This is a genomic window from Diaphorobacter sp. J5-51, from assembly GCF_001023515.1.
Lineage (GTDB): Bacteria > Pseudomonadota > Gammaproteobacteria > Burkholderiales > Burkholderiaceae_C > Diaphorobacter > Diaphorobacter nitroreducens.
Window position 1 is genome coordinate 11,847 of record NZ_JSYI01000140.1, and the last position, 18,887, is coordinate 30,733.

General features: G+C 63.4%; 20 protein-coding genes. 2 read left to right on the forward strand and 18 right to left on the reverse strand.

Annotated elements, in window-relative coordinates; genetic code table 11:
- Nucleotides 1–3: 3 nt before the first annotated feature.
- The 18 genes from recO to OX89_RS17455 all read right to left on the reverse strand — a co-directional run bounded on the left by recO (nucleotide 4) and on the right by OX89_RS17455 (nucleotide 17,377).
- Complete coding sequence (recO, locus tag OX89_RS17365; RefSeq protein ID WP_047351558.1) at nucleotides 4–792, reverse strand: DNA repair protein RecO; 789 nt, start codon at nucleotides 790–792, stop codon at nucleotides 4–6.
- Nucleotides 793–1,045: 253 nt separating this feature from the next.
- Nucleotides 1,046–2,059: a GTPase Era gene (era, locus tag OX89_RS17370; protein WP_011806387.1), complete on the reverse strand. Its 1,014-nt coding sequence runs from the start codon at nucleotides 2,057–2,059 to the stop codon at nucleotides 1,046–1,048.
- Nucleotides 2,056–2,742, reverse strand: coding sequence for a ribonuclease III (rnc, locus tag OX89_RS17375; RefSeq protein WP_011806388.1), 687 nt, complete (start codon nucleotides 2,740–2,742; stop codon nucleotides 2,056–2,058). Before rnc ends, era begins: the two co-directional genes overlap by 4 nt.
- Nucleotides 2,743–2,747: 5 nt before the next feature.
- Nucleotides 2,748–3,125: a DUF4845 domain-containing protein gene (locus OX89_RS17380; RefSeq protein ID WP_011806389.1), complete on the reverse strand. Its 378-nt coding sequence runs from the start codon at nucleotides 3,123–3,125 to the stop codon at nucleotides 2,748–2,750.
- A 27-nt stretch (nucleotides 3,126–3,152) separates the two neighbouring features.
- Nucleotides 3,153–4,130 carry a signal peptidase I gene (gene lepB, locus OX89_RS17385; RefSeq protein WP_041836392.1) on the reverse strand — a complete coding sequence of 326 codons (978 nt, stop codon included), beginning with the start codon at nucleotides 4,128–4,130 and terminating at the stop codon, nucleotides 3,153–3,155.
- A 5-nt stretch (nucleotides 4,131–4,135) separates the two neighbouring features.
- Nucleotides 4,136–5,944, reverse strand: a complete 1,809-nt coding sequence (gene lepA / locus OX89_RS17390) for a translation elongation factor 4 (protein ID WP_015913971.1) — start codon at nucleotides 5,942–5,944, stop codon at nucleotides 4,136–4,138.
- A 440-nt stretch (nucleotides 5,945–6,384) separates the two neighbouring features.
- Nucleotides 6,385–7,815, reverse strand: a complete 1,431-nt coding sequence (locus tag OX89_RS17395) for a DegQ family serine endoprotease (protein WP_369799308.1) — start codon at nucleotides 7,813–7,815, stop codon at nucleotides 6,385–6,387.
- A gap of 139 nt (nucleotides 7,816–7,954) precedes the next feature.
- Nucleotides 7,955–8,980, reverse strand: coding sequence for a MucB/RseB C-terminal domain-containing protein (locus OX89_RS17400; RefSeq protein WP_047351560.1), 1,026 nt, complete (start codon nucleotides 8,978–8,980; stop codon nucleotides 7,955–7,957).
- Nucleotides 8,981–9,045: 65 nt separating this feature from the next.
- Nucleotides 9,046–9,669, reverse strand: coding sequence for a sigma-E factor negative regulatory protein (locus tag OX89_RS17405; protein WP_047351561.1), 624 nt, complete (start codon nucleotides 9,667–9,669; stop codon nucleotides 9,046–9,048).
- Between the two features lie 40 nt (nucleotides 9,670–9,709).
- A complete protein-coding gene (rpoE, locus tag OX89_RS17410; RefSeq protein WP_047351562.1) occupies nucleotides 9,710–10,345 on the reverse strand; it encodes an RNA polymerase sigma factor RpoE in 636 nt (211 codons plus the stop codon).
- A 621-nt stretch (nucleotides 10,346–10,966) separates the two neighbouring features.
- Nucleotides 10,967–12,211, reverse strand: coding sequence for a beta-ketoacyl-ACP synthase II (gene fabF / locus OX89_RS17420; protein WP_015913977.1), 1,245 nt, complete (start codon nucleotides 12,209–12,211; stop codon nucleotides 10,967–10,969).
- A gap of 58 nt (nucleotides 12,212–12,269) precedes the next feature.
- Nucleotides 12,270–12,509, reverse strand: a complete 240-nt coding sequence (gene acpP, locus OX89_RS17425) for an acyl carrier protein (RefSeq protein WP_003058049.1) — start codon at nucleotides 12,507–12,509, stop codon at nucleotides 12,270–12,272.
- 103 nt (nucleotides 12,510–12,612) lie between these two features.
- A complete protein-coding gene (gene fabG / locus OX89_RS17430) occupies nucleotides 12,613–13,353 on the reverse strand; it encodes a 3-oxoacyl-ACP reductase FabG (RefSeq protein WP_047351564.1) in 741 nt (246 codons plus the stop codon).
- Nucleotides 13,350–14,303: an ACP S-malonyltransferase gene (gene fabD, locus OX89_RS17435; protein WP_047351565.1), complete on the reverse strand. Its 954-nt coding sequence runs from the start codon at nucleotides 14,301–14,303 to the stop codon at nucleotides 13,350–13,352. The genes fabG and fabD overlap by 4 nt, the downstream gene beginning before the upstream one ends.
- 57 nt (nucleotides 14,304–14,360) lie before the next feature.
- On the reverse strand, nucleotides 14,361–15,338 hold the full coding sequence (locus tag OX89_RS17440; RefSeq protein ID WP_011806400.1) for a beta-ketoacyl-ACP synthase III: 978 nt from the start codon (nucleotides 15,336–15,338) through the stop codon (nucleotides 14,361–14,363).
- 18 nt (nucleotides 15,339–15,356) lie between these two features.
- Nucleotides 15,357–16,388 carry a phosphate acyltransferase PlsX gene (gene plsX, locus OX89_RS17445; RefSeq protein WP_047351566.1) on the reverse strand — a complete coding sequence of 344 codons (1,032 nt, stop codon included), beginning with the start codon at nucleotides 16,386–16,388 and terminating at the stop codon, nucleotides 15,357–15,359.
- Nucleotides 16,389–16,510: 122 nt separating this feature from the next.
- Nucleotides 16,511–16,693 carry a 50S ribosomal protein L32 gene (rpmF, locus tag OX89_RS17450; protein ID WP_011806402.1) on the reverse strand — a complete coding sequence of 61 codons (183 nt, stop codon included), beginning with the start codon at nucleotides 16,691–16,693 and terminating at the stop codon, nucleotides 16,511–16,513.
- Between the two features lie 132 nt (nucleotides 16,694–16,825).
- A complete protein-coding gene (locus tag OX89_RS17455) occupies nucleotides 16,826–17,377 on the reverse strand; it encodes a DUF177 domain-containing protein (protein ID WP_015913981.1) in 552 nt (183 codons plus the stop codon).
- Between the two features lie 26 nt (nucleotides 17,378–17,403).
- Here OX89_RS17455 and OX89_RS17460 point away from each other — a divergent pair, with 26 nt between their 5' ends.
- Nucleotides 17,404–18,003, forward strand: coding sequence for a Maf family nucleotide pyrophosphatase (locus tag OX89_RS17460; RefSeq protein ID WP_047351567.1), 600 nt, complete (start codon nucleotides 17,404–17,406; stop codon nucleotides 18,001–18,003).
- Nucleotides 18,000–18,806, forward strand: a complete 807-nt coding sequence (locus OX89_RS17465; protein WP_047351568.1) for an SAM-dependent methyltransferase — start codon at nucleotides 18,000–18,002, stop codon at nucleotides 18,804–18,806. Before OX89_RS17460 ends, OX89_RS17465 begins: the two co-directional genes overlap by 4 nt.
- Nucleotides 18,807–18,887: the final 81 nt, after the last annotated feature.

Consider the following 18,887-nt stretch of genomic DNA (forward strand, 5'->3'; position numbering starts at 1 on the left):
CTCTCAGAGTTTCTGCAGATCCATCATCAGCTGGCGCGTGCGCAGCAAGGGGCTGCCGCAGTGGTATTGCAGCAGCGCACGCAACTGCGTCTTGAGATCGGCCGCCACCGGCGCCTCGGCTGTCGCGATGGCCCGCAGCGTGGCGGTGTAGCGCGCGGGCTCGTCCAGCGCGCCCTGCAGGGCCAGCCACTGGCCTCCCGAAAGCGCCGCCCGGTCGGCCGGCACGGCCGGGCGCAGGCCGGCTTCCGGCACGAGCGCGTAGCGCGCCGCCGCGTGCAGCGGAGCAAGCGTGGAGGTCTCCGCATCCAGGCCCGGCAGCAGGCCGATCTCGCGCAGCAGCAGCAGCTCGAAGCTGCGCAGCACGGGCTCCAGCGCATCGCCATGTTCCCCCTCGTGGTCCACGGTTGCCAGCACGCGCACCACGCCGGCATAGGTATCGAACAGCAGCGCGTGGGTATCCTCACGCGCCAGCAGCCGCAGGAGCAGTTCGTTGAGGTACAGGCCCGATAGCAACGCATCGCCCGTCGGCATGACATGGCCACCCGCCCACTCCGCGCCCTTGAGCGCATGGATCTCGCCATGCCCCTCGCCGCCCAGCGTGTAGGTCACCCGCAGCGGCTGCAGCGGCAGCAGCACGGACCGAAAGTTGGAGGTGGGCTTCTTCGCCCCTTTGGCGACCAGCGCCACGCGACCGTAATGGCGCGTGAACGTCTCCAGGATCAGGCTGGATTCACTCCAGTCGTAGCTGTGGAGTACGTAGGCGGGCTCGTCGGCGATGCGGCGGGCGGCCATGAATTGCTATCTTTTAAATAGCGTCCAACGCTTGACAGATGAGCGCTGGAGGCTGATTTGCTTGAAAATCCGTGTGCAAGCATCCCCCGCGCCGCGTGACGTCGCCACTGCACCACCCGTCAGAGAGCAGCGAAACGGGCCACGCCAGAAGCCTGCGCGGAGCGAGCCTTGCCCAGCCACCGCGTCACCCCTGTGCCCGCGAAACGCAGCGCTGCGCGCAGGGGAAGACGGCACAGCCGTTCACGGGACGGTCCTATTCATAACCGAAGGAGCGCACGCGCGCTTCATCATCGGCCCAGCCGGAACGCACCTTGACCCAGACCTCCAGAAACACCTTGGCATCCATGAGCTTTTCAAGCTCCTGCCGTGCCTCGGTGCTGATGCGCTTCAGGCGTTCGCCCTTTTCGCCGATCACCATGGCCTTGTGGCCATCGCGCTCCACCACGATGGTGGCCGCGATGCGGATGAAGCGCTTGTGCTGCTTGCTCTTTTCCTCATCGAACTTGTCGATGACCACCGTGGAGGTGTAGGGCAATTCGTCGCCCGTGAAGCGGAACAGCTTCTCGCGCACGGTTTCAGAGGCAAGGAATTTCTCGCTGCGGTCGGTCAACTCGTCCTCGGCATACCACCAGGGCTGCTCGGGCAGGTACTTTTCGCAGATGCCGTACAGGCGCTCGATATCGCCCTTGTTCTTGGCCGACATGGGCACGAACTCCGCGAACGGGTGCCGGCCCTGCATGTCCCGCAGCCACGGTGCGATCTCGGCGCGGCGATGCACGGTATCGAGCTTGTTGGCGATGAGCAGCGTGGGGATGCCCGGCTTGAACAGCGACAGCACCTTGGCGTCGGCCAGCGTGAAGCTGCCGGCCTCGACCACGAAGAGAATCAGGTCCACGTCGCCAATCGCGCCCATCACGGTCTTGTTGAGCGACTTGTTGAGCGCGGTGGAATGCCGGGTCTGAAAGCCCGGCGTGTCCACGAACACGAACTGCGTGGCGCCGCGCGTGCGGATGCCCGTGATACGGTGGCGCGTGGTCTGCGCCTTGCGACTGGTGATGGAAATCTTCTGCCCCACCAGCGCATTCATCAGCGTGGACTTGCCCACATTGGGTTTGCCCACGATGGCGATCAGCCCGCAGCGCTGGCCGCTGGCCTCGGCCGGGGCATCGCCGCCGGGGCGCGCGGCCGCCAGCATGGCTTCCAGGTCATTTTGGCCGCTAGCGCCCGAATCGTCTGCGCTACCAGCTACGGTTTCAGTAGCATTCATACGTTTTTCGCTTTCAACTGGGCCAGCATGGCACCGGCGGCGGCCTGCTCAGCGGCGCGGCGCGATGCGCCGCTGCCGCGCTCCACGCGCTGCAACTCGACCACCTCGCACTCCACATGGAACACCTGGTTGTGCGCGGCGCCCGTGGTGGAGACGACCCGGTACTGAGGCAGATTCATTTTGCGGCCCTGCAGCCACTCCTGCAACGCGGTCTTGGCATCCTTCGCCGCCTCCTGCAAGCGCGGACTCAACTCCACGCCCTCGAACAGGCGGTGCACCAGCTGCTCGGCGCACTCATAGCCCGCATCCAGGTACACCGCACCGATGATCGCTTCCAATGCATCGGCCAGGATGGACGGGCGCAGCTTGCCGCCGGACTTGGCCTCGCCCTCCCCCAGGCGCAGCACCGGCGGCAACTGCAGCCGCACGGCGATCTGGTGCAGCGAGTCCTGCTTGACGAGCAGTGCACGCACGCGCGACAACTCCCCTTCGGGCAGGTCGCGCATGCGGCGAAACAGCAGGCTGGAGACCGCGAGGCTCAGCACCGAGTCGCCCAGGAATTCCAGCCGTTCGTTGTGGTCCGCGCTGAAGCTACGGTGGGTGAGCGCGCGCTGCAGCAGCGACGCATCGGAGAACTGATGCTGCAGGCGTTGCTGCAGTGTGGAGAGACTGGCCGGTTGCACTAAGACTAGTAATTCGGGGGTTGGATCGATTCCTGGAAGCGGTAGACCAGGAAGGCCGGTCCCGCCAGGGCAATTTCACGCGAATAGCTGAATGACACCACGATCTTGTCATTGTGCTTGGTGATTTCCAGGTCCTTGCCGGCAATGGAATGGATGTCGTCAATGGCTGCTGCCCGGTCGAACGCTGCGCGGATCTCGGGCACCGTCGAGCCGTCGCGCGCCGCCTTCGCTGCGGCCTTCTTGATCGCGAAGTATTCCAGGAAGATGGGTACGGACTGCCCGCCGATCGCGAATGCGGCCACAGCGATCAGGCCCACGAAAATCACGCCGATGAACGACAGCCCCCGCTGACGCGAACGAGTGGTGGTGCGTTGTGCTCCCATGTCTGCTTCCCTCTCTGCCAATACTGGTTAGTTGAACGGTCCGATGCGCTTGAGATTACCGAAGTTCATCCACACGAAGAAGGCCTTGCCCACGATGTTCCCGTCCGGCACGAAACCCCAGTAGCGCGAATCGAGCGAATTATCGCGGTTGTCACCCATCATGAAGTAGTGCCCTTCAGGCACCTTGCAGGTCACGCCCTCGACGCTGTAGCGGCACTGATCGCGGAATTGGTAATTGCTCGCACCCTGCACGAACGCCGGAACTTCGGGGTTGTTGAGAAGACGGTGCGGGTGTGCCCCCAGGTGCTCCTCGAACTGCTTGAAATAGCGCATCGCATCCGGGTCGAAGAAGTCCGGTAGTGCCGTGGTGGGCACCGGCGTGCCATTCACCGTCAGGCGCTTGTTCAGGTAGGCCACCTCATCCCCTGGGATACCCACCACGCGCTTGATGTAGTCCATGTTGGGTTGCGGCGGGTAGCGGAACACCACCACGTCACCACGCTGCAGCGGATTGCCTTCAGTGATCTTGGTGTTGATCACGGGCAGGCGCAGGCCATAGGTGAACTTGTTCACCAGGATCAGGTCGCCCACGAGCAGCGTCGGGATCATCGAACCCGAGGGAATCTTGAAGGGCTCGAACAGGAACGAGCGCAGCAGAAAGACGATGGCGATCACGGGGAAGAGCCCCGCTGTCCAGTCCAGCCACCAGGGTTGCATGAGGATGCGCCCCTTGGCTTCCTGAAGGTCGTCCTGGTCCACCTTCTGGATGCCCATGCGATCCAACTCGGCGCGGCGCTGGGCCGCTGCAGCCTCCAGTGCCTGCGCGGCCTGGCGGCGCCGGGGCAGGAAGATGAAGCGCTCGGCCAGCCAGTACGCCCCAGTCACCACCGTGGCCAGGAACAGCAGCAGCGCGAAGTTGCCCTCAAGCGCGCCGAAATACCACGCGCCCACATAGCCCACGAATGCCGCGAGCACCGCGGCCGTGATGTATTGCATGACTTGCACAGCGATCAATCCTCAACCTGCAGGATCGCCAGGAAGGCCTCTTGCGGCACCTCCACCGACCCAATCTGCTTCATGCGTTTCTTGCCTGCCTTCTGCTTTTCCAGCAGCTTGCGCTTGCGGGTGATGTCGCCGCCGTAGCACTTGGCCAGCACGTTCTTGCGCAATGCCTTGATGGTCTCGCGCGCGATGATGTTGGCGCCGATGGCCGCCTGGATGGCCACGTCGAACATCTGGCGCGAGATGATCTCGCGCATCTTCGCCGCCACCGCGCGGCCGCGGTATTGCGACTGGCTGCGGTGGACGATGATGGACAGCGCGTCCACCTTTTCGCCGTTGAGCAGGATGTCCACCTTGACCACGTCGGAAGGGCGGTACTCCTTGAACTCATAGTCCATCGAGGCATAGCCGCGCGAGACGCTCTTGAGCTTGTCGAAGAAGTCCAGCACGATCTCGCCCAGCGGCAGTTCGTAGGTCAGCATGACCTGGCGGCCGTGGTACTGCATGTTCATCTGCACGCCGCGCTTCTGGTTGGCCAGCGTCATGACCGGGCCCACGTAGTCCTGCGGCATATACAGGTGCACGGTCACGATGGGCTCGCGGATCTCCTGAATCTTGCCCTGGTCGGGCATCTTGGACGGGTTCTCGACCATGATGACCTCGCCATCGCCCTTGACCACCTCGTACACCACGCTGGGCGCGGTGGTGATCAGGTCCTGGTCAAATTCGCGCTCCAGGCGTTCCTGCACGATCTCCATGTGCAGCAGCCCCAGGAAGCCGCACCGGAAGCCGAAGCCCAGCGCCTGCGAAACCTCGGGCTCGAAGTGCAGCGAGGCATCGTTGAGCTGCAGCTTTTCCAGGGCGTCGCGCAGCGCGTCGTATTGGTTGGCTTCTGTCGGGTACAGGCCGGCAAACACCTGGGGCTGGATTTCCTTGAAGCCCGGCAGCGCCTCCGTGGCGGGGCCCAGGTTGTTGGGCAGCTTCTTTTCCAGCGTGATGGTGTCGCCCACCTTCGCTGCCTTCAGTTCCTTGATGCCGGCGATGATGTAGCCCACCTCGCCCGCCTCCAACGCATCGCGCGACTGCTGCGCGGGCGTGAACACACCGAGGTTGTTCGCCTCGTAGGCAGCGCCGCTGGCCATCATCTTGAAGCGTTCGCCCTTCTGCAGCCGGCCATCGACCACACGGACCAGCATGACGACGCCCACGTAGGAGTCAAACCAACTATCGATGATCATCGCGCGCAGCGGCGCGTCGGGCTTGCCGCGCGGTGCCGGCACCTTGGCGACGATCTGCTCGAGCACGTCGTCGATGCCCATGCCTGTCTTGGCCGAAATGGCAATGGCTTCGCTTGCGTCGATGCCAATCACATCCTCGATCTCGGCCTTGGCGGTGTCTGGATCGGCCTGGGGCAGATCCATCTTGTTGAGCACGGGCAGCACTTCCACACCCAGATCCAGCGCGGTGTAGCAGTTGGCCACGGTCTGCGCCTCGACGCCCTGCGATGCATCGACCACCAGCAATGCACCCTCACACGCCGAAAGCGAGCGCGACACCTCATAAGAGAAGTCCACGTGGCCCGGCGTATCGATCAGGTTCAGGTTGTAGACCTTGCCATCACGCGCCTTGTATTGCAGTGCCGCGGTCTGCGCCTTGATGGTGATCCCGCGCTCCTTCTCGATGTCCATCGAGTCGAGCACCTGTGCTTCCATCTCCCGGTCGGCCAGTCCCCCGCAGCGTTGGATGATGCGGTCAGCAAGCGTGGACTTGCCGTGGTCGATGTGCGCAATGATCGAAAAATTTCTGATGTGGTTCATCAACGGGATACGACAAGTATTTGAACCGCAAGGCTCATGACAAGAAAAAAGGGCGCGTCAAACAAGCGACGCGCCCTGAACCAACAATCTTTGGCAACTGCGATAGTTGGAGCTTCATTGTAGGCAAAAAGGCCCCGACAAGGGGTGCGTCCTACAAGCGCCCGGGGTCGTTGCCGGGCTGCAACGAGGCACTTATCCACATCTTATTCAACCAACACATCTCAAATTGCTGAATAACAAGTGAACAAGCCATGGAAAACCTGTGCATGACTTAGCGCGTTTTCCGCATGGCGACGTTCAAGGTGGAGTTATATTGATTGGCGCCTTTGAAACACACTTATTCTATCAATAAGTACATAGCGCCCCGTTGATACCAACCCTGCGAAAGAGCGTTCCCCGCTACGGAATCGCAGGGCTCCAGCGAGCCCTGGCGACGCTGCCTAACGGCTGGGGCGGATCAGTGCATATTGCGCCCATTCGCCGCGACGGAAAAGCACGTTGATGGGTTTTCCCATGTCAGCCTTCGCTAGTACCGCTTCGAAATCCTTGAGGTTACGGACTTCGGTGTTAGCCAGCGCGATGATCACATCGTCTGCCCGCAGACCGGCACGCGCCGCCGCGTCGTTGGCAGAGACCACGCGCACCCCTCCCTTCACCTTCAGTTCCTTCGCCTGCGCAGCGGTCAGGTCGGCAACGACCAAGCCGATCTGCTGAGCCGCTGTCGAGGACTTGCCCTTGCCTTCTGCTTCGGCTGCCTTGGCTGCCACCTTTTCATCAGGCTCCACCTCGGCGATGGTGATCGACAGGTCGCGCAATGCGCCACGGCGGAACACCGTGATATGGGTCTTGGTGCCTGGCTTGGTGTTGCCCACCAAGCGGGGAAGGTCAGACGCCTTCTCGACGGCCTTGCCGTCATAGCGCGTGATCACGTCGCCCGCCTCGATGCCAGCCTTCTCCGCGGGGGATCCAGTCTCCACGCCGCGCACCAGCGCGCCGTCGGTTTTGCCAAGCCCGATGGACTCCGCCACATCCTTGGGAACCGAGCCAATCTGAACACCAATGCGGCCACGGCTCACGCGACCGCTCACACGCAGTTGCTCGCTCACGCGCATGGCCTCGTCAATGGGAATGGCGAACGAGATACCCATGAATCCACCAGAACGGGAGTAAATCTGGCTGTTGATGCCCACCACCTCACCCCGCATGTTGATCAGAGGGCCGCCGGAGTTACCGGGATTGATGGCCACGTCCGTCTGGATGAAGGGCAGATAGTCGCCCGTATCGCGCTGCTTGGCACTTACGATGCCGGCGGTCACGGTGTTTTCCAGGCCAAAGGGAGAGCCGATTGCCATGACCCATTCACCCGCCTTAAGACGGCCCACGTCACCCACCTTTACCGCGGGCAGTCCCGTGGCGTCGATCTTGACGACGGCAACGTCGGTGCGCTTGTCCGAGCCGATGATCTTGGCCTTGAACTCCCGCTTGTCGGTCAGCGTCACAATCACTTCGTCCGCCCCCTCCACCACGTGGGCGTTGGTCATGACATAGCCGTCAGGACTCAGAATGAACCCCGACCCCACGCCACGCGGCTGCTCTTCGGGCTGCGGACGCTGCGGCCCCTGCTGGCGTGGAATGTTGGGCACCGGGACACCAAAACGCCGGAAGAACTCCAGCATGTCTTCATCCATGCCTCCGATGGAGGGCCTCGCCGTCACCTTCTCGGTTGTGCGAATGTTCACCACGGACGGTCCCACCTGCTCGACCAGTTCGGTGAAGTCAGGCAAGCCACGCACCACGGCAGCAGGCTGGGCCTGCACCGAAGCGGGCGCCACCACCAAGCCTGCGCCGCCCATTGCCAAGGCGATAGCCATAGCGCAGGGCCACCATGCGCGCTTTGCACGGAGTTTCGTCATCATCAGCCTTTCTTTTCCAGACAATCCGCAACAGCGGGAATAGCAGTTTGTGAGAAAGCGGCGCGCATTGGTTCCCGTACACCGGGAACGGCACGCATCATTCGTCCTTGCGTTGGACGGACTCGATGAACCGCTGGAGCGTTCGGGCAGGAACTTCCCCCACAGCGGTCACCCAGGCGGTTTTGTGCACCTGCCGGCCCACCACTTGTGTGGCGCCCATACTGGCACTGCGCACAGATGCAGCATGGCGTGCCGCATCGAACGGCTCCACAAAGACGGAAAGCGTGGCCAAGCCGTCTGAGTAAATGCACTGCAATAGCGGGCCGGACGCCATGGCCATCACGTCTTTGCGATAGCAACCCTGGGAGACGAATCCGGTCACCGCCTTGCCCATGGTCCAGCCTTGCGCTTCGGCCGTCGTCCGCTGAAGAGGGACCTTTACGAGACGATACCCCTGCAAGTCCTCCATCATCTGTTCGATGCGCGACAGATCCGCCGGGACATCCAGATTCAGTTCCGAAAACGCCGCCTGCTCCAGGAGCCGCCCCTCGCCGTCCAAGGTCTGCATCTTGACAACCAGTCCAGACACGCGATCCACCCAGATCTGGTAGCCGAATCGCCAGGCGTCACGGGGCTGGAATAAAAGCCGATCGGCATCCCTCCCGGCCACGCGCTCCTGCCCAAGCGCCCGCAGTGCGTAATGCTGCGAAGGATGGACACCCTTGGCGTCGGCAACACGCGGAAAAGCACCGGGCACGTCGCGCAGTTCGCTGCGTACCACCCGGGCCTGCGGAAGGAAGGTGCGGACCTCCTCTTCGCGCCGGAAGACCACCCGTGGTGTTCCGCTCAGCGCCTCGATCCGCTCAATTTGCCGCGCACCCTCGCAGGCATGCCAGATCCGGGAACTGACCATGGCCCCACTGGAAGAAAGGACCACGAACGTGCCACGGTAGCTGCGAAACAGCGAAGCATGGTGCATGCGCGCAACCCACTCCGCCACGTCGCGTGGTTCGCCAGGGGTCGTTGGTGCGGGGCCTGACATGCAGTTCGCCGCAGCCACGCCACAGAGCATCAAACCGCCACACACCAACCACCATGACCGCAACCTGCGGCAGCACTGCATTACTCGCCACCGAATCACGCGCCTGGACTCCCTAGCCTAGACATTCCAACGATGAGCCCGACCCTTTAGCGCGCAGGCGCTTCAAACGTGGCGTTCCGCAGGAAGCCTGCCGGCATCTGCAGTGCAGTCGTGCTGCCAAACTGCTTGTGCGCCGCGAGCAACTCATCCAGACGCGGATCACGCAACATGACCTGTTGCCCATCAGGGCCGGCGGCTGTAGCCAGCAGAGCGGGCGCCATGGCCGTCATGGCTGGCTGGGCCGCCGCCAACTGCGCGCCTGCCGCGCGGCCGTCACCTTCGGCGCCCAGATAAGCACTCCATCCAACAGCCGCGATTGCGGCAAACGACGCGAACCCTGCCGCCACCTTCCAGCGGAACACTGCGGCGTTGGCTGCGTTGTCTTTCGTCCGTCCCGCCTTCATAGAGGCCACGTGACCTACTTCCACGGCCGCCAAACGGGGCGCCGGTTCGCGCGCCAGTTGCGTGCGCAGGCGGTCTACGAGTTCAAGGTCTCCCATACCCGCTGCTTCAGAACTGCGCAGGGTGTCACCTATCAAATGGTAGAGCTGCCACGTCGCCCGCCCCTCGGCGTTCGCGGCATAGGTGAGCGCGTGCGCAAATTCTTCGCCCTGCAACTCCCCATCGGCCAAAGCCGACAGCTGTTCTCGCATCATCATGTCGTCGTTCATGGTGTTTACTCGCCAAACCGCGCCATTGCCATTCACACGCCTACCACCGCTTGCCGGAGCGCTTCTCCAGCAAAGGCTTGACCCGCGCGGAAATTGCCTCGCGCGCACGGAAGATCCGCGAGCGCACCGTACCGATGGGGCATTCCATGGCTACGGCAATTTCCTCGTAACTCAACCCCTCGATCTCCCGCAGAGTCACGGCCTGCCGCAAATCCTCGGGCAGTGCCTCCATGGCCGCATTAACAGCGGCAGCGATTTCCTGGGCCGCCAACACGGTTTCGGGGGTTTCGTCGCTGATTAGTTCACGATCCAGGAAGGAAGTTTCATCTTCGGAGTCGCTGCTGCCGCGAAGAGCGCTCTCCGTGACAACCGGATTGCGTTTCATGTCTACCAGCGCCTTCTTGGCGGTGTTCACGGCGATGCGGTAGAGCCAGGTATAGAACTGTGCCTCTCCACGGAACTGGTACAAGGCTCGGTAGGCACGCAGAAAGGTTTCCTGCGTGATGTCGGCCACCAGATCGGTATCGCGCACCATACGCGCCACGAGGCGCTCAATGCGCCGCTGGTATTTGATGACCAGAAGTTCATAAGCCCGCTGGTCCCCCGCGACGGTGCGCTCGACCAATCGCAGATCACTGTCGGCGGGCTCTTGGGGCGCGGGCGGTGGGGTCGTCATGTCTTGTGGGATGCTCCGCCACCCTGCGGGGGTGGCATTCCGTCGGTTGTCTGCTTCGCGGGCGCGCCAGCCAGGGAGCCGCCACGGGCGCGCGAATATACCGCACGCCGCAGAGCCGGCCATTGGAGAGGGTCGCTCCTGCATTCCATCCACAGCCATTGCCGTGTGTGGGATGCCCCTTGCACGGAAAGCATCAGGATGGTCTGAAAGTCAAGATGCACCCTGAGAGACGGATCCACGGGCATACGTATGCCCGTTCGCCCAGTCTCCAACCACCACAGGCTGCCATCCCACACCAAAAAGCCTTCCGGCAGGCGGTGCCAGAAGCGCCAGGCCGCCGCCGCACCCAACACCCAGGCCACAGCACCAACCCAGGCGCGCATGGCCAGGTCGGGCTGACGTCCATGGGATAGCAACCAGACCGACAGACAGGCCATGCCGGCCAGCGCCAACACGACAAGGGTGCGGGCCACCACGAGCGAGCGGCCATAGAGGTAGCGAACGGCAGGAGCGTGCAAGGACTCACGCATGGCGGACGTTAGCCAGACACTGGTGAGGACGAGCCCGCCCGATGATCCAGAGACTCGCGGACGCGCCGACCGCCGCGCCAGGTCCGATCAATCAGACGCGCCGAAACACCAGCGTTCCGTTGGTGCCACCAAAGCCAAAATTGTTCTTGACTGCGATGTCGATCTTCATGTCCCGCGCCGTGTTGGCACAGTAGTCCAGATCGCACTCCGGATCCTGCTCGAAGATATTCGTGGTAGGAGGCACCTTCTGCTGGTGCAAAGCGAGTACGGTGAACACACTCTCAATGCCTCCCGCTCCACCAAGCAAATGCCCGGTCATCGATTTGGTCGAACTCACCACCATCTTCTTGGCATGGTCACCCAGTGCCGCCTTGATGGCATTGGTTTCGTTGAGATCCCCCAGCGGCGTGGACGTACCGTGCGCATTGAGGTAATCCACCTCGTCGGCATTCACGCCGGCATTGCGCAGTGCGGCAACCATGGCACGCCGCGGGCCATCCATATTGGGTGCCGTCATGTGCCCGGCGTCAGCGCTCATGCCATAGCCCAACACCTCGGCGTAGATGCGCGCGCCACGCGCCTTAGCGTGTTCATACTCTTCCAGCACCAGAACCCCCGCGCCCTCGCCGAGAACGAAGCCATCGCGGTCCTTATCCCAGGGGCGTGACGCCGTCTGCGGATCATCGTTGCGCGTAGACAGGGCACGCATGGCTGCGAAGCCGCCCACACCCAGGGGCGAGACGGTGGATTCCGTACCGCCAGCGACGATCACATCGGCGTCCCCGTATTCGATCTTGCGGGCCGCTTCGCCGATGCAGTGCAGGCCCGTGGTGCAGGCTGTGACCACCGACAGGTTCGGTCCCTTGAAGCCAAAGCGCATCGACACCTGGCCAGCCACCATGTTGATGATGGATGCAGGGACGAAAAACGGCGTGATGCGGCGCGGCCCCCGGTTGGTCAACTCCGCATGCGTGTTCTCGATCAGCGGCAGTCCGCCGATGCCGGAACCAATGATGCAGCCGATGCGGGTGGCCAATTCATCGTCCAGCGCCTCGCCCGTGGGCAGACCAGCGTCGCGCACTGCCTCTTCGGCCGCCGCGATACCGTAATGGATGAACGTATCCATCGTGCGCGCATCTTTGGCACTGATGAAGGAGTCCAGGTCAAAACCCTTGACCTCGCCAGCTATCTTGCAGGCAAAGTTCGTCGTATCGAACTTGGTGATGAGGTCTATGCCGGATTTCCCGGCGAGGATGTTGGCCCAGGCATCGGCCACCGTATTGCCAACGGGGGTGATGCAACCCAGGCCGGTCACGACAACGCGACGACGGCTCATGCGCTAAACCTTTTGCTGATGGGATGCCACGCCCCAGGGAGTGCGGGGCGGCAGCGACTTAGGCCTTCTGGTGGGTATTGGCGTAGTCGATGGCGTTTTGCACCGTCGTGATCTTCTCTGCGTCTTCGTCAGGGATCTCGATGCCGAACTCGTCTTCCAGCGCCATCACCAGTTCCACCGTGTCCAGCGAGTCGGCACCCAGATCTGCCACGAAGGCTTTTTCGTTGGTGACTTGGGATTCTTCCACGCCGAGTTGTTCGGCAATGATTTTTTTGACACGTGCTTCGATATCGCTCATGGTTTCCCTCAGGGGGTTGTGAATGAATCCGCGATTCTAGCCGCTCCGGGTAAAGCCCCGTAGCAGCCCGCCGTACGGACAAAACGGCGTCAACTGACTTTAATTACATGTACATGCCGCCATTGACATGCAACTCTTGTCCCGTCACATAACCTGCACCAGCCGATGCAAGGTAAGCCACGGCATGGGCGATGTCACTGGGCTGCCCCAATTCGCCCATGGCGATCTGGGATTTCAGCGCTTTTTTCTGCTCTTCCGGCAGATCGGCAGTCATGTCGGTGGCAATGAAACCCGGAGCCACGCAGTTCACCGTGATACCGCGGCTGCCCAGTTCACGCGCCAACGCGCGGCTCATGCCTGCCACACCAGCCTTCGCGGCCGCGTAGTTGGCCTGTCCGGGGTTGCCCGATGCGCCCACCACGCTGGTGATACTGATGATGCGCCCAAAGCGCTGTTTCATCATGGGCCGAATAGCCGCACGGCTGACGCGGAAAACGGCCTTGAGATTGGTGTCAAGCACGGCATCCCAGTCGTCGTCCTTCATGCGCATGGCCAGCGTGTCACGCGTGATGCCAGCGTTGTTCACCAGCACATGCAGGCCCCCATGCTCCTTGACGATGGCATCCACCAGCGCGTCCACGGCTGCGCCGTCGGTCACGTTCAGTTTGACGCCCTTGCCGCCGTAGGCCGCCAGGGCCTGGCCGATGCGCTGCGCGCCTTCATCCGTGGTGGCCGTACCAATCACGCGCAAGCCCCGCTGGGCGAGCTCGGCGGCAATGGCGGCTCCGATGCCGCGGGTGGCGCCGGTAACCAGCGCAATCTGGGGAGAGGCGGATTCACTCATGCCAGCAGTTCCTTGGTTTCGGCCAGGGTGGCCGGGTCAAACAGTGAGGCGCCAACCAGTTCGGGGTCGATGCGCTTGGTCATCCCGGCCAGCACCTTGCCGGGCCCGCATTCGATCACATGCGTCACGCCACGCGCCTTCAGCGCCTGCACACACTCCACCCAGCGCACCGGGCCAAAGGCCTGCCGATAGAGTGCATCGCGGATGGCATCTGCGTCTTGCTGCACCGCGACGTCCACATTGTTGACCACGGGAATGCGCGGAGCGCCCAGTTCCAGTGCAGCGAGCGCGGCACGCAGTTTTTCTGCGGCGGGCTTCATCAGGCTGGAGTGGAAGGGCGCCGACACCGGCAGTGGCAGTGCACGCTTTGCGCCCGCTGCCTTGAGCACTTCGCAGGCTTTCTCCACGCCCGCCTTGGTACCCGCAATCACGGTCTGAGCGGGATCGTTGAAATTCACGGCTTCCACCACATCGGTGGATCCAGCACCAAAGCTGGCCATAGCCTCGGCGCAACCGGCGATCACCTTGGCTGACTCCAGTCCGAGGATGGCCGCCATGGCGCCAACCCCCACGGGCACGGCCTCCTGCATGGCAGCGGCACGCAGGCGCACCAGCGGGGCTGCCTGGGCCAGACTCAAAACACCCGAGGCCACCAACGCGGAGTATTCGCCCAGGGAGTGCCCGGCCACGGCAGCCGGCAGTGCCCCCCCCTCAGCGCACCATACGCGCCAAGCCGCAATCCCGGCCACCAGCATCACCGGCTGGGTGTTGGTGGTAAGGGCCAGCGCCTCCTTGGGCCCCGCATGAATCAACGCACCGACGTCTTCGCCGAGCGCCTCTGAAGCCTCGCGCAGCGTCTCGGCCACCACGGGATGGTCACCCCAAGCGTCCAGCATGCCCACCGACTGCGAGCCTTGGCCGGGGAACACAAATGCAAAAGTTTTCGACATGGTCAAACAGTTCAAGACAAAAAGCGGCTCCAGCGCTTGCACAGCAAGCGCCAATAGCTACATTTTCAGGAGCACCGCACCCCAGGTGAAGCCGCCGCCCACCCCTTCCAGCAGCACCGTCTGGCCCGGCTGGACTTGGCCATTGCGCACGCCATGGTCCAGTGCCAAGGGAATGGAGGCGGCCGACGTATTGCCGTGCTGATCCACCGTGACCACCACCTTGTCCATGGACAGCTTCAGCTTACGCGCCGTGCTCTGCATGATGCGAATGTTGGCCTGGTGGGGAATCAGCCAGTCGATATCGGCGTCGGTCATGCCCGCCTTGTCCAGCGTGGCCCGCGCCGCTTTCTCCAGCACGCCGACGGCCAGCTTGAAGACGGCCTGGCCATCCATCTTGAGCAAAGGGTCGCCCAGAATCTGGCCGCCGTAGACGTTGCCCGGCACGCAGAGGATGCCGACATGGCTGCCATCGGCATGCAGGTCGCTCGCAAGGATGCCGGGCGCTTCCGAGGCCTCCAGCACCACTGCGCCGGCGCCGTCGCCGAATAGCACACAGGTGGTGCGGTCGTTGAAATCCAGAATGCGGCTGAAGACCTCGGACCCCACGACCAGCGCACGGCGCGCTCCCCCGGAGCGGATCATGGCGTCGGCCACCGTGAGTGCATAGACGAAGCCGCTGCACACGGCCTGCACGTCGAAGGCGGGGCAGCCATTGGCACCCAGCTTGTTTTGCAGAATGCAGGCGGTGGAGGGAAACACCATGTCCGGTGTGGAGGTGGCGACGATGATCAGGTCAAGATCTTGCGCCTGGCAACCGGCGGCCTCCAGCGCGCGGCGCGATGCCTCCAACGCCAGGTCGCTGCTGGTGACGTCCCGGTCGGCGAAATGGCGTGCGCGGATGCCCGTGCGCTCCACGATCCATTCATCGGAGGTCTCGATGCCCTGCTGCGCCAGCTGGGCCACCAGGTCATCATTGGTTACCCGGTGCGGCGGCAAATAGCTGCCGGTGCCGGTAATGCGTGAATAGCGTGTCATTGGGGGAGGCACGGCCGGTCAGGAAGCGGGCTGGGCGTCTGCGGCTGCCAGCAAAGGCGCCGCATGCGCAACCCGCGCGCGGACGCGGTCGAGCAGGTTGTTGCGGGCCGCATCATACGCCCGGATCAAAGCCTGCTCGAAAGCCAGCGCGTCGGCCGAACCATGGCTCTTGAACACGAGCCCCCGCAGTCCGAGCAGGGCGGCTCCGTTGTAACGCCGGTGATCCATGCGCCTCATGATGGCAGATAACACTGGATAAGCGACGATGGCAGCCATTTTCGTGAAAATGTTGCGCGAAAACTCCTGTTTGAGCGCTCCCGCAATCATCGATGCCACGCCCTCACTGGCCTTGAGTGCCACATTGCCAACGAAACCGTCACACACCACGATGTCCACAGTGCCCTTGAAGATGTCGTTGCCTTCCACATTACCGTGAAAGTTCAGGTCCCCGGATTTGGCCGCAGAACGCAGCAGTTCACCGGCTTTCTTGATGACATCGTTGCCCTTGATGACCTCTTCGCCAATATTCAGCAATCCTACGAGCGGTTCATCGCGGTCCTGCAGCACCGACACCAACGCAGATCCCATGACAGCGAATTGCAGCAAATGCTCGGCCGTGCAATCGACATTCGCGCCCAGGTCCAGCACGGTAGTGGCACCGCCTTGTGCATTGGGCATCTGGGTGGCGATGGCGGGGCGGTCGATGCCGTCCAGCGTCTTGAGCAAATAGCGCGCGATGGCCATCAGCGCGCCAGTGTTACCGGCGGAGATGGCCGCATGCGCCACGCCATCCTTGACTTGCTGGATAGCCACGCGCATGGAGGAGTCCTTCTTGCGACGCAGCGCGACCTCCACCGCATCGTCCATCGTGACCACCTCCGACGCCACGACATGCGTCACGCGCTCGTGTACCAGACCCTGCAGGCTATCCTGCCCACCCACCAGTATCAGGCGTGCGTCAGGGTGATGCTCCAGGAACTGTCGGCACGCGGGAAGCGTGACGCCGGGGCCATGATCGCCCCCCATGCAGTCAACAGCCAGTGTGATCATCGGCAAATCGTCAAGCCGTCAGGCGGCCGTTAAATAAAAGGGCCATTTTGGCGCATGCCAAAACGACAAAGGCCCGCGCTACTTTTTTCGTAGCAGCGGGCCCGGAGGGTGCGCAGCCTGGATCAGGCTTCGGATTTGTTCTTCAGTACCTGACGGCCGCGGTAGAAGCCGTTGGGGCTGATGTGGTGGCGCATATGGGTTTCGCCGGTCGTGGGCTCCACGGCGATGCCAGGCACCGTCAGGGCATTGTGCGAACGGTGCATGCCGCGCTTGGAGGGAGACTTCTTGTTTTGCTGAACAGCCATGATCGGCTCCTAGGGTCTTGAAAGGGTTGGTGAAAAACGCGATCAGCCCATTGAAGACACGAGGGGATTCGCGCGAAGCCCTCGATTATATCTCAAATGGTTTTTGATCGAAACCGCCGAACGGGCCGTTTCTCAGGCGTCCGGATTGTCCTTGCGAAGCCCAGCCAGGGCTGCGAACGGATTGGGCTTGTCGGCACTGGCCTGCTCGAAGTCCTCGTCGCTGGAGGCCAGCGTGACATCTGTCGGGCATTCCTCATGGCGCGGCACCACCGGCAGGGCCATGAGCAGTTCGTCTTCGATCAGCTCGCGCAGATCGAACTCGCGGCTCAATGCCAGCAGATCCTCATCGCTGTCGCCATCCAGTGCCTCGGCGGTGGCTTCATCGGCCACAAAGCGGAATTCGCGCTCCACCTCCAGGGGCACGTCCACGGAATGCAGGCAGCGCTGGCAGGTCATCGGCAAGGTGGCGCTGGCTTTCAGACGCAGCCAGACCTGGCCGCCTACGCCGTGCGTGGTGCGCACTTCGCCGTCCGCCGCCCAATCCACGCGCAGATCCGGGTGCAGCCCCTGCGCCTCCTCGGCCAGACGCTTGTATTTGAGCAGCGTGTCATGACCGGACAGGTGAGCGCCGGCCTGTGCAAAAGCCTTGACGTCCAGCCGGTCGGGGGAGTGTTCCTTGGTCATGCTGGGCAGTGTAAGAGAATCCAGGCATGCCGGATTTCTCCCCCCTGCCCCGCTCCCTGATATTGGCATCGACCTCGCGCTACCGGCGCGAACTCCTGGCCCGACTGGGCCTGCCCTTCGACGTGGCTGCCCCCGCGGTGGACGAGACACCGCGGCCGGACGAAGCCCCGCGCGCGCTGGCACTGCGCCTGGCGCTGGCCAAGGCGCGCGCCGTGGCCAGCCTGCATCCGCAGGCCATCGTGATCGGCTCCGACCAAGTGGCAGACCTGGACGGCGAGCCGCTGGGCAAGCCCGGCGACCACGAACGCGCCACCGTCCAGTTGCGCCGCATGCGCGGCAAGACCGTGGTGTTCCACACCGCCGTGGCGGTGGTCTGCCAGGACTGCGGCTTCGAGCAGGTGGACCTGGCGCCGGTGCGGGTGCGCTTTCGTGACCTTTCGGACGAGGAGATCGAGCGCTATCTGCGCGCCGAGCAGCCGTACGATTGCGCCGGAAGCGCCAAGAGCGAGGGCCTGGGCATCGCGTTACTCGACGCGATCGACAGCGACGACCCCACCGCCCTGATCGGGCTGCCCTTGATACGCACCTGCCGCATGCTGCGCGCCGCAGGGCTGGTGCTGCCATGAGCGAAAGCACTGCAACGGTTGGCCCGACCCCGGCTCGGGGCACCCTGTATCTGGTGCCCGCGCCGCTGGACTTCGGCTGCGAGAGCCAGGCACCCCTGACCGAAGCCCTACCGGAGGGCACGTTGCGCCAGGCCGCACGCCTCACCCATTGGATTTGCGAGAACGCCAAGAGCTGCCGCGCCTACCTCAAGCGCGTGGACGCGCTGCACCCGCTGGGGGCGCCGCTGCAGGCGCAGCAGATCACCGAACTGCCGCGCGAAGTGCACAAGAAGGGCGACCACGGCGCTCGGGGCCATGCATCGTTCGACGCACGTCCGCTGCTGGCGCCGGCATTGACAGGGCACGACATGGGCCTGGTCAGCGAGGCGGGCATGCCCGCCGTCGCCGACCCCGGCAGCTCCGTGGTGCGCGCGGCGCATGACCTGGGGCTGCGCGTGGTACCGCTGGTGGGACCGGTGTCGCTATTGCTGGCACTGGCAGCCAGCGGACTCAACGGCCAGAACTTCGCCTTCGTGGGCTATCTGCCGCAGGACGCAGGCGAGCGCACCAAACGCCTGCGCGAGCTGGAAACTCTGGCCCACAAGCAGGGCCAGACACAGCTTTTCATCGAGACGCCTTACCGCAACGCCGCACTGTGGCAGGCGCTGCTGCAGGGGCTGCAGCCGCAGACCCGGCTGGCGCGCGCAAGCGGCCTGACGCTGGCCGATGCGCAAGTTGCCAGCCACACGGTGCGCGAATGGCGCCAACACACCGCCGGCACGCCGGACAACCGCGTACCCACGGTCTTCGCCATCGGTGCGTAGGCCGCACGTACGGCCCCGGTTGATTCAAAAATAATAGCTTGCAGCGCTTGATAGATAAGCGCTGGAGCCTGATTTAACCCA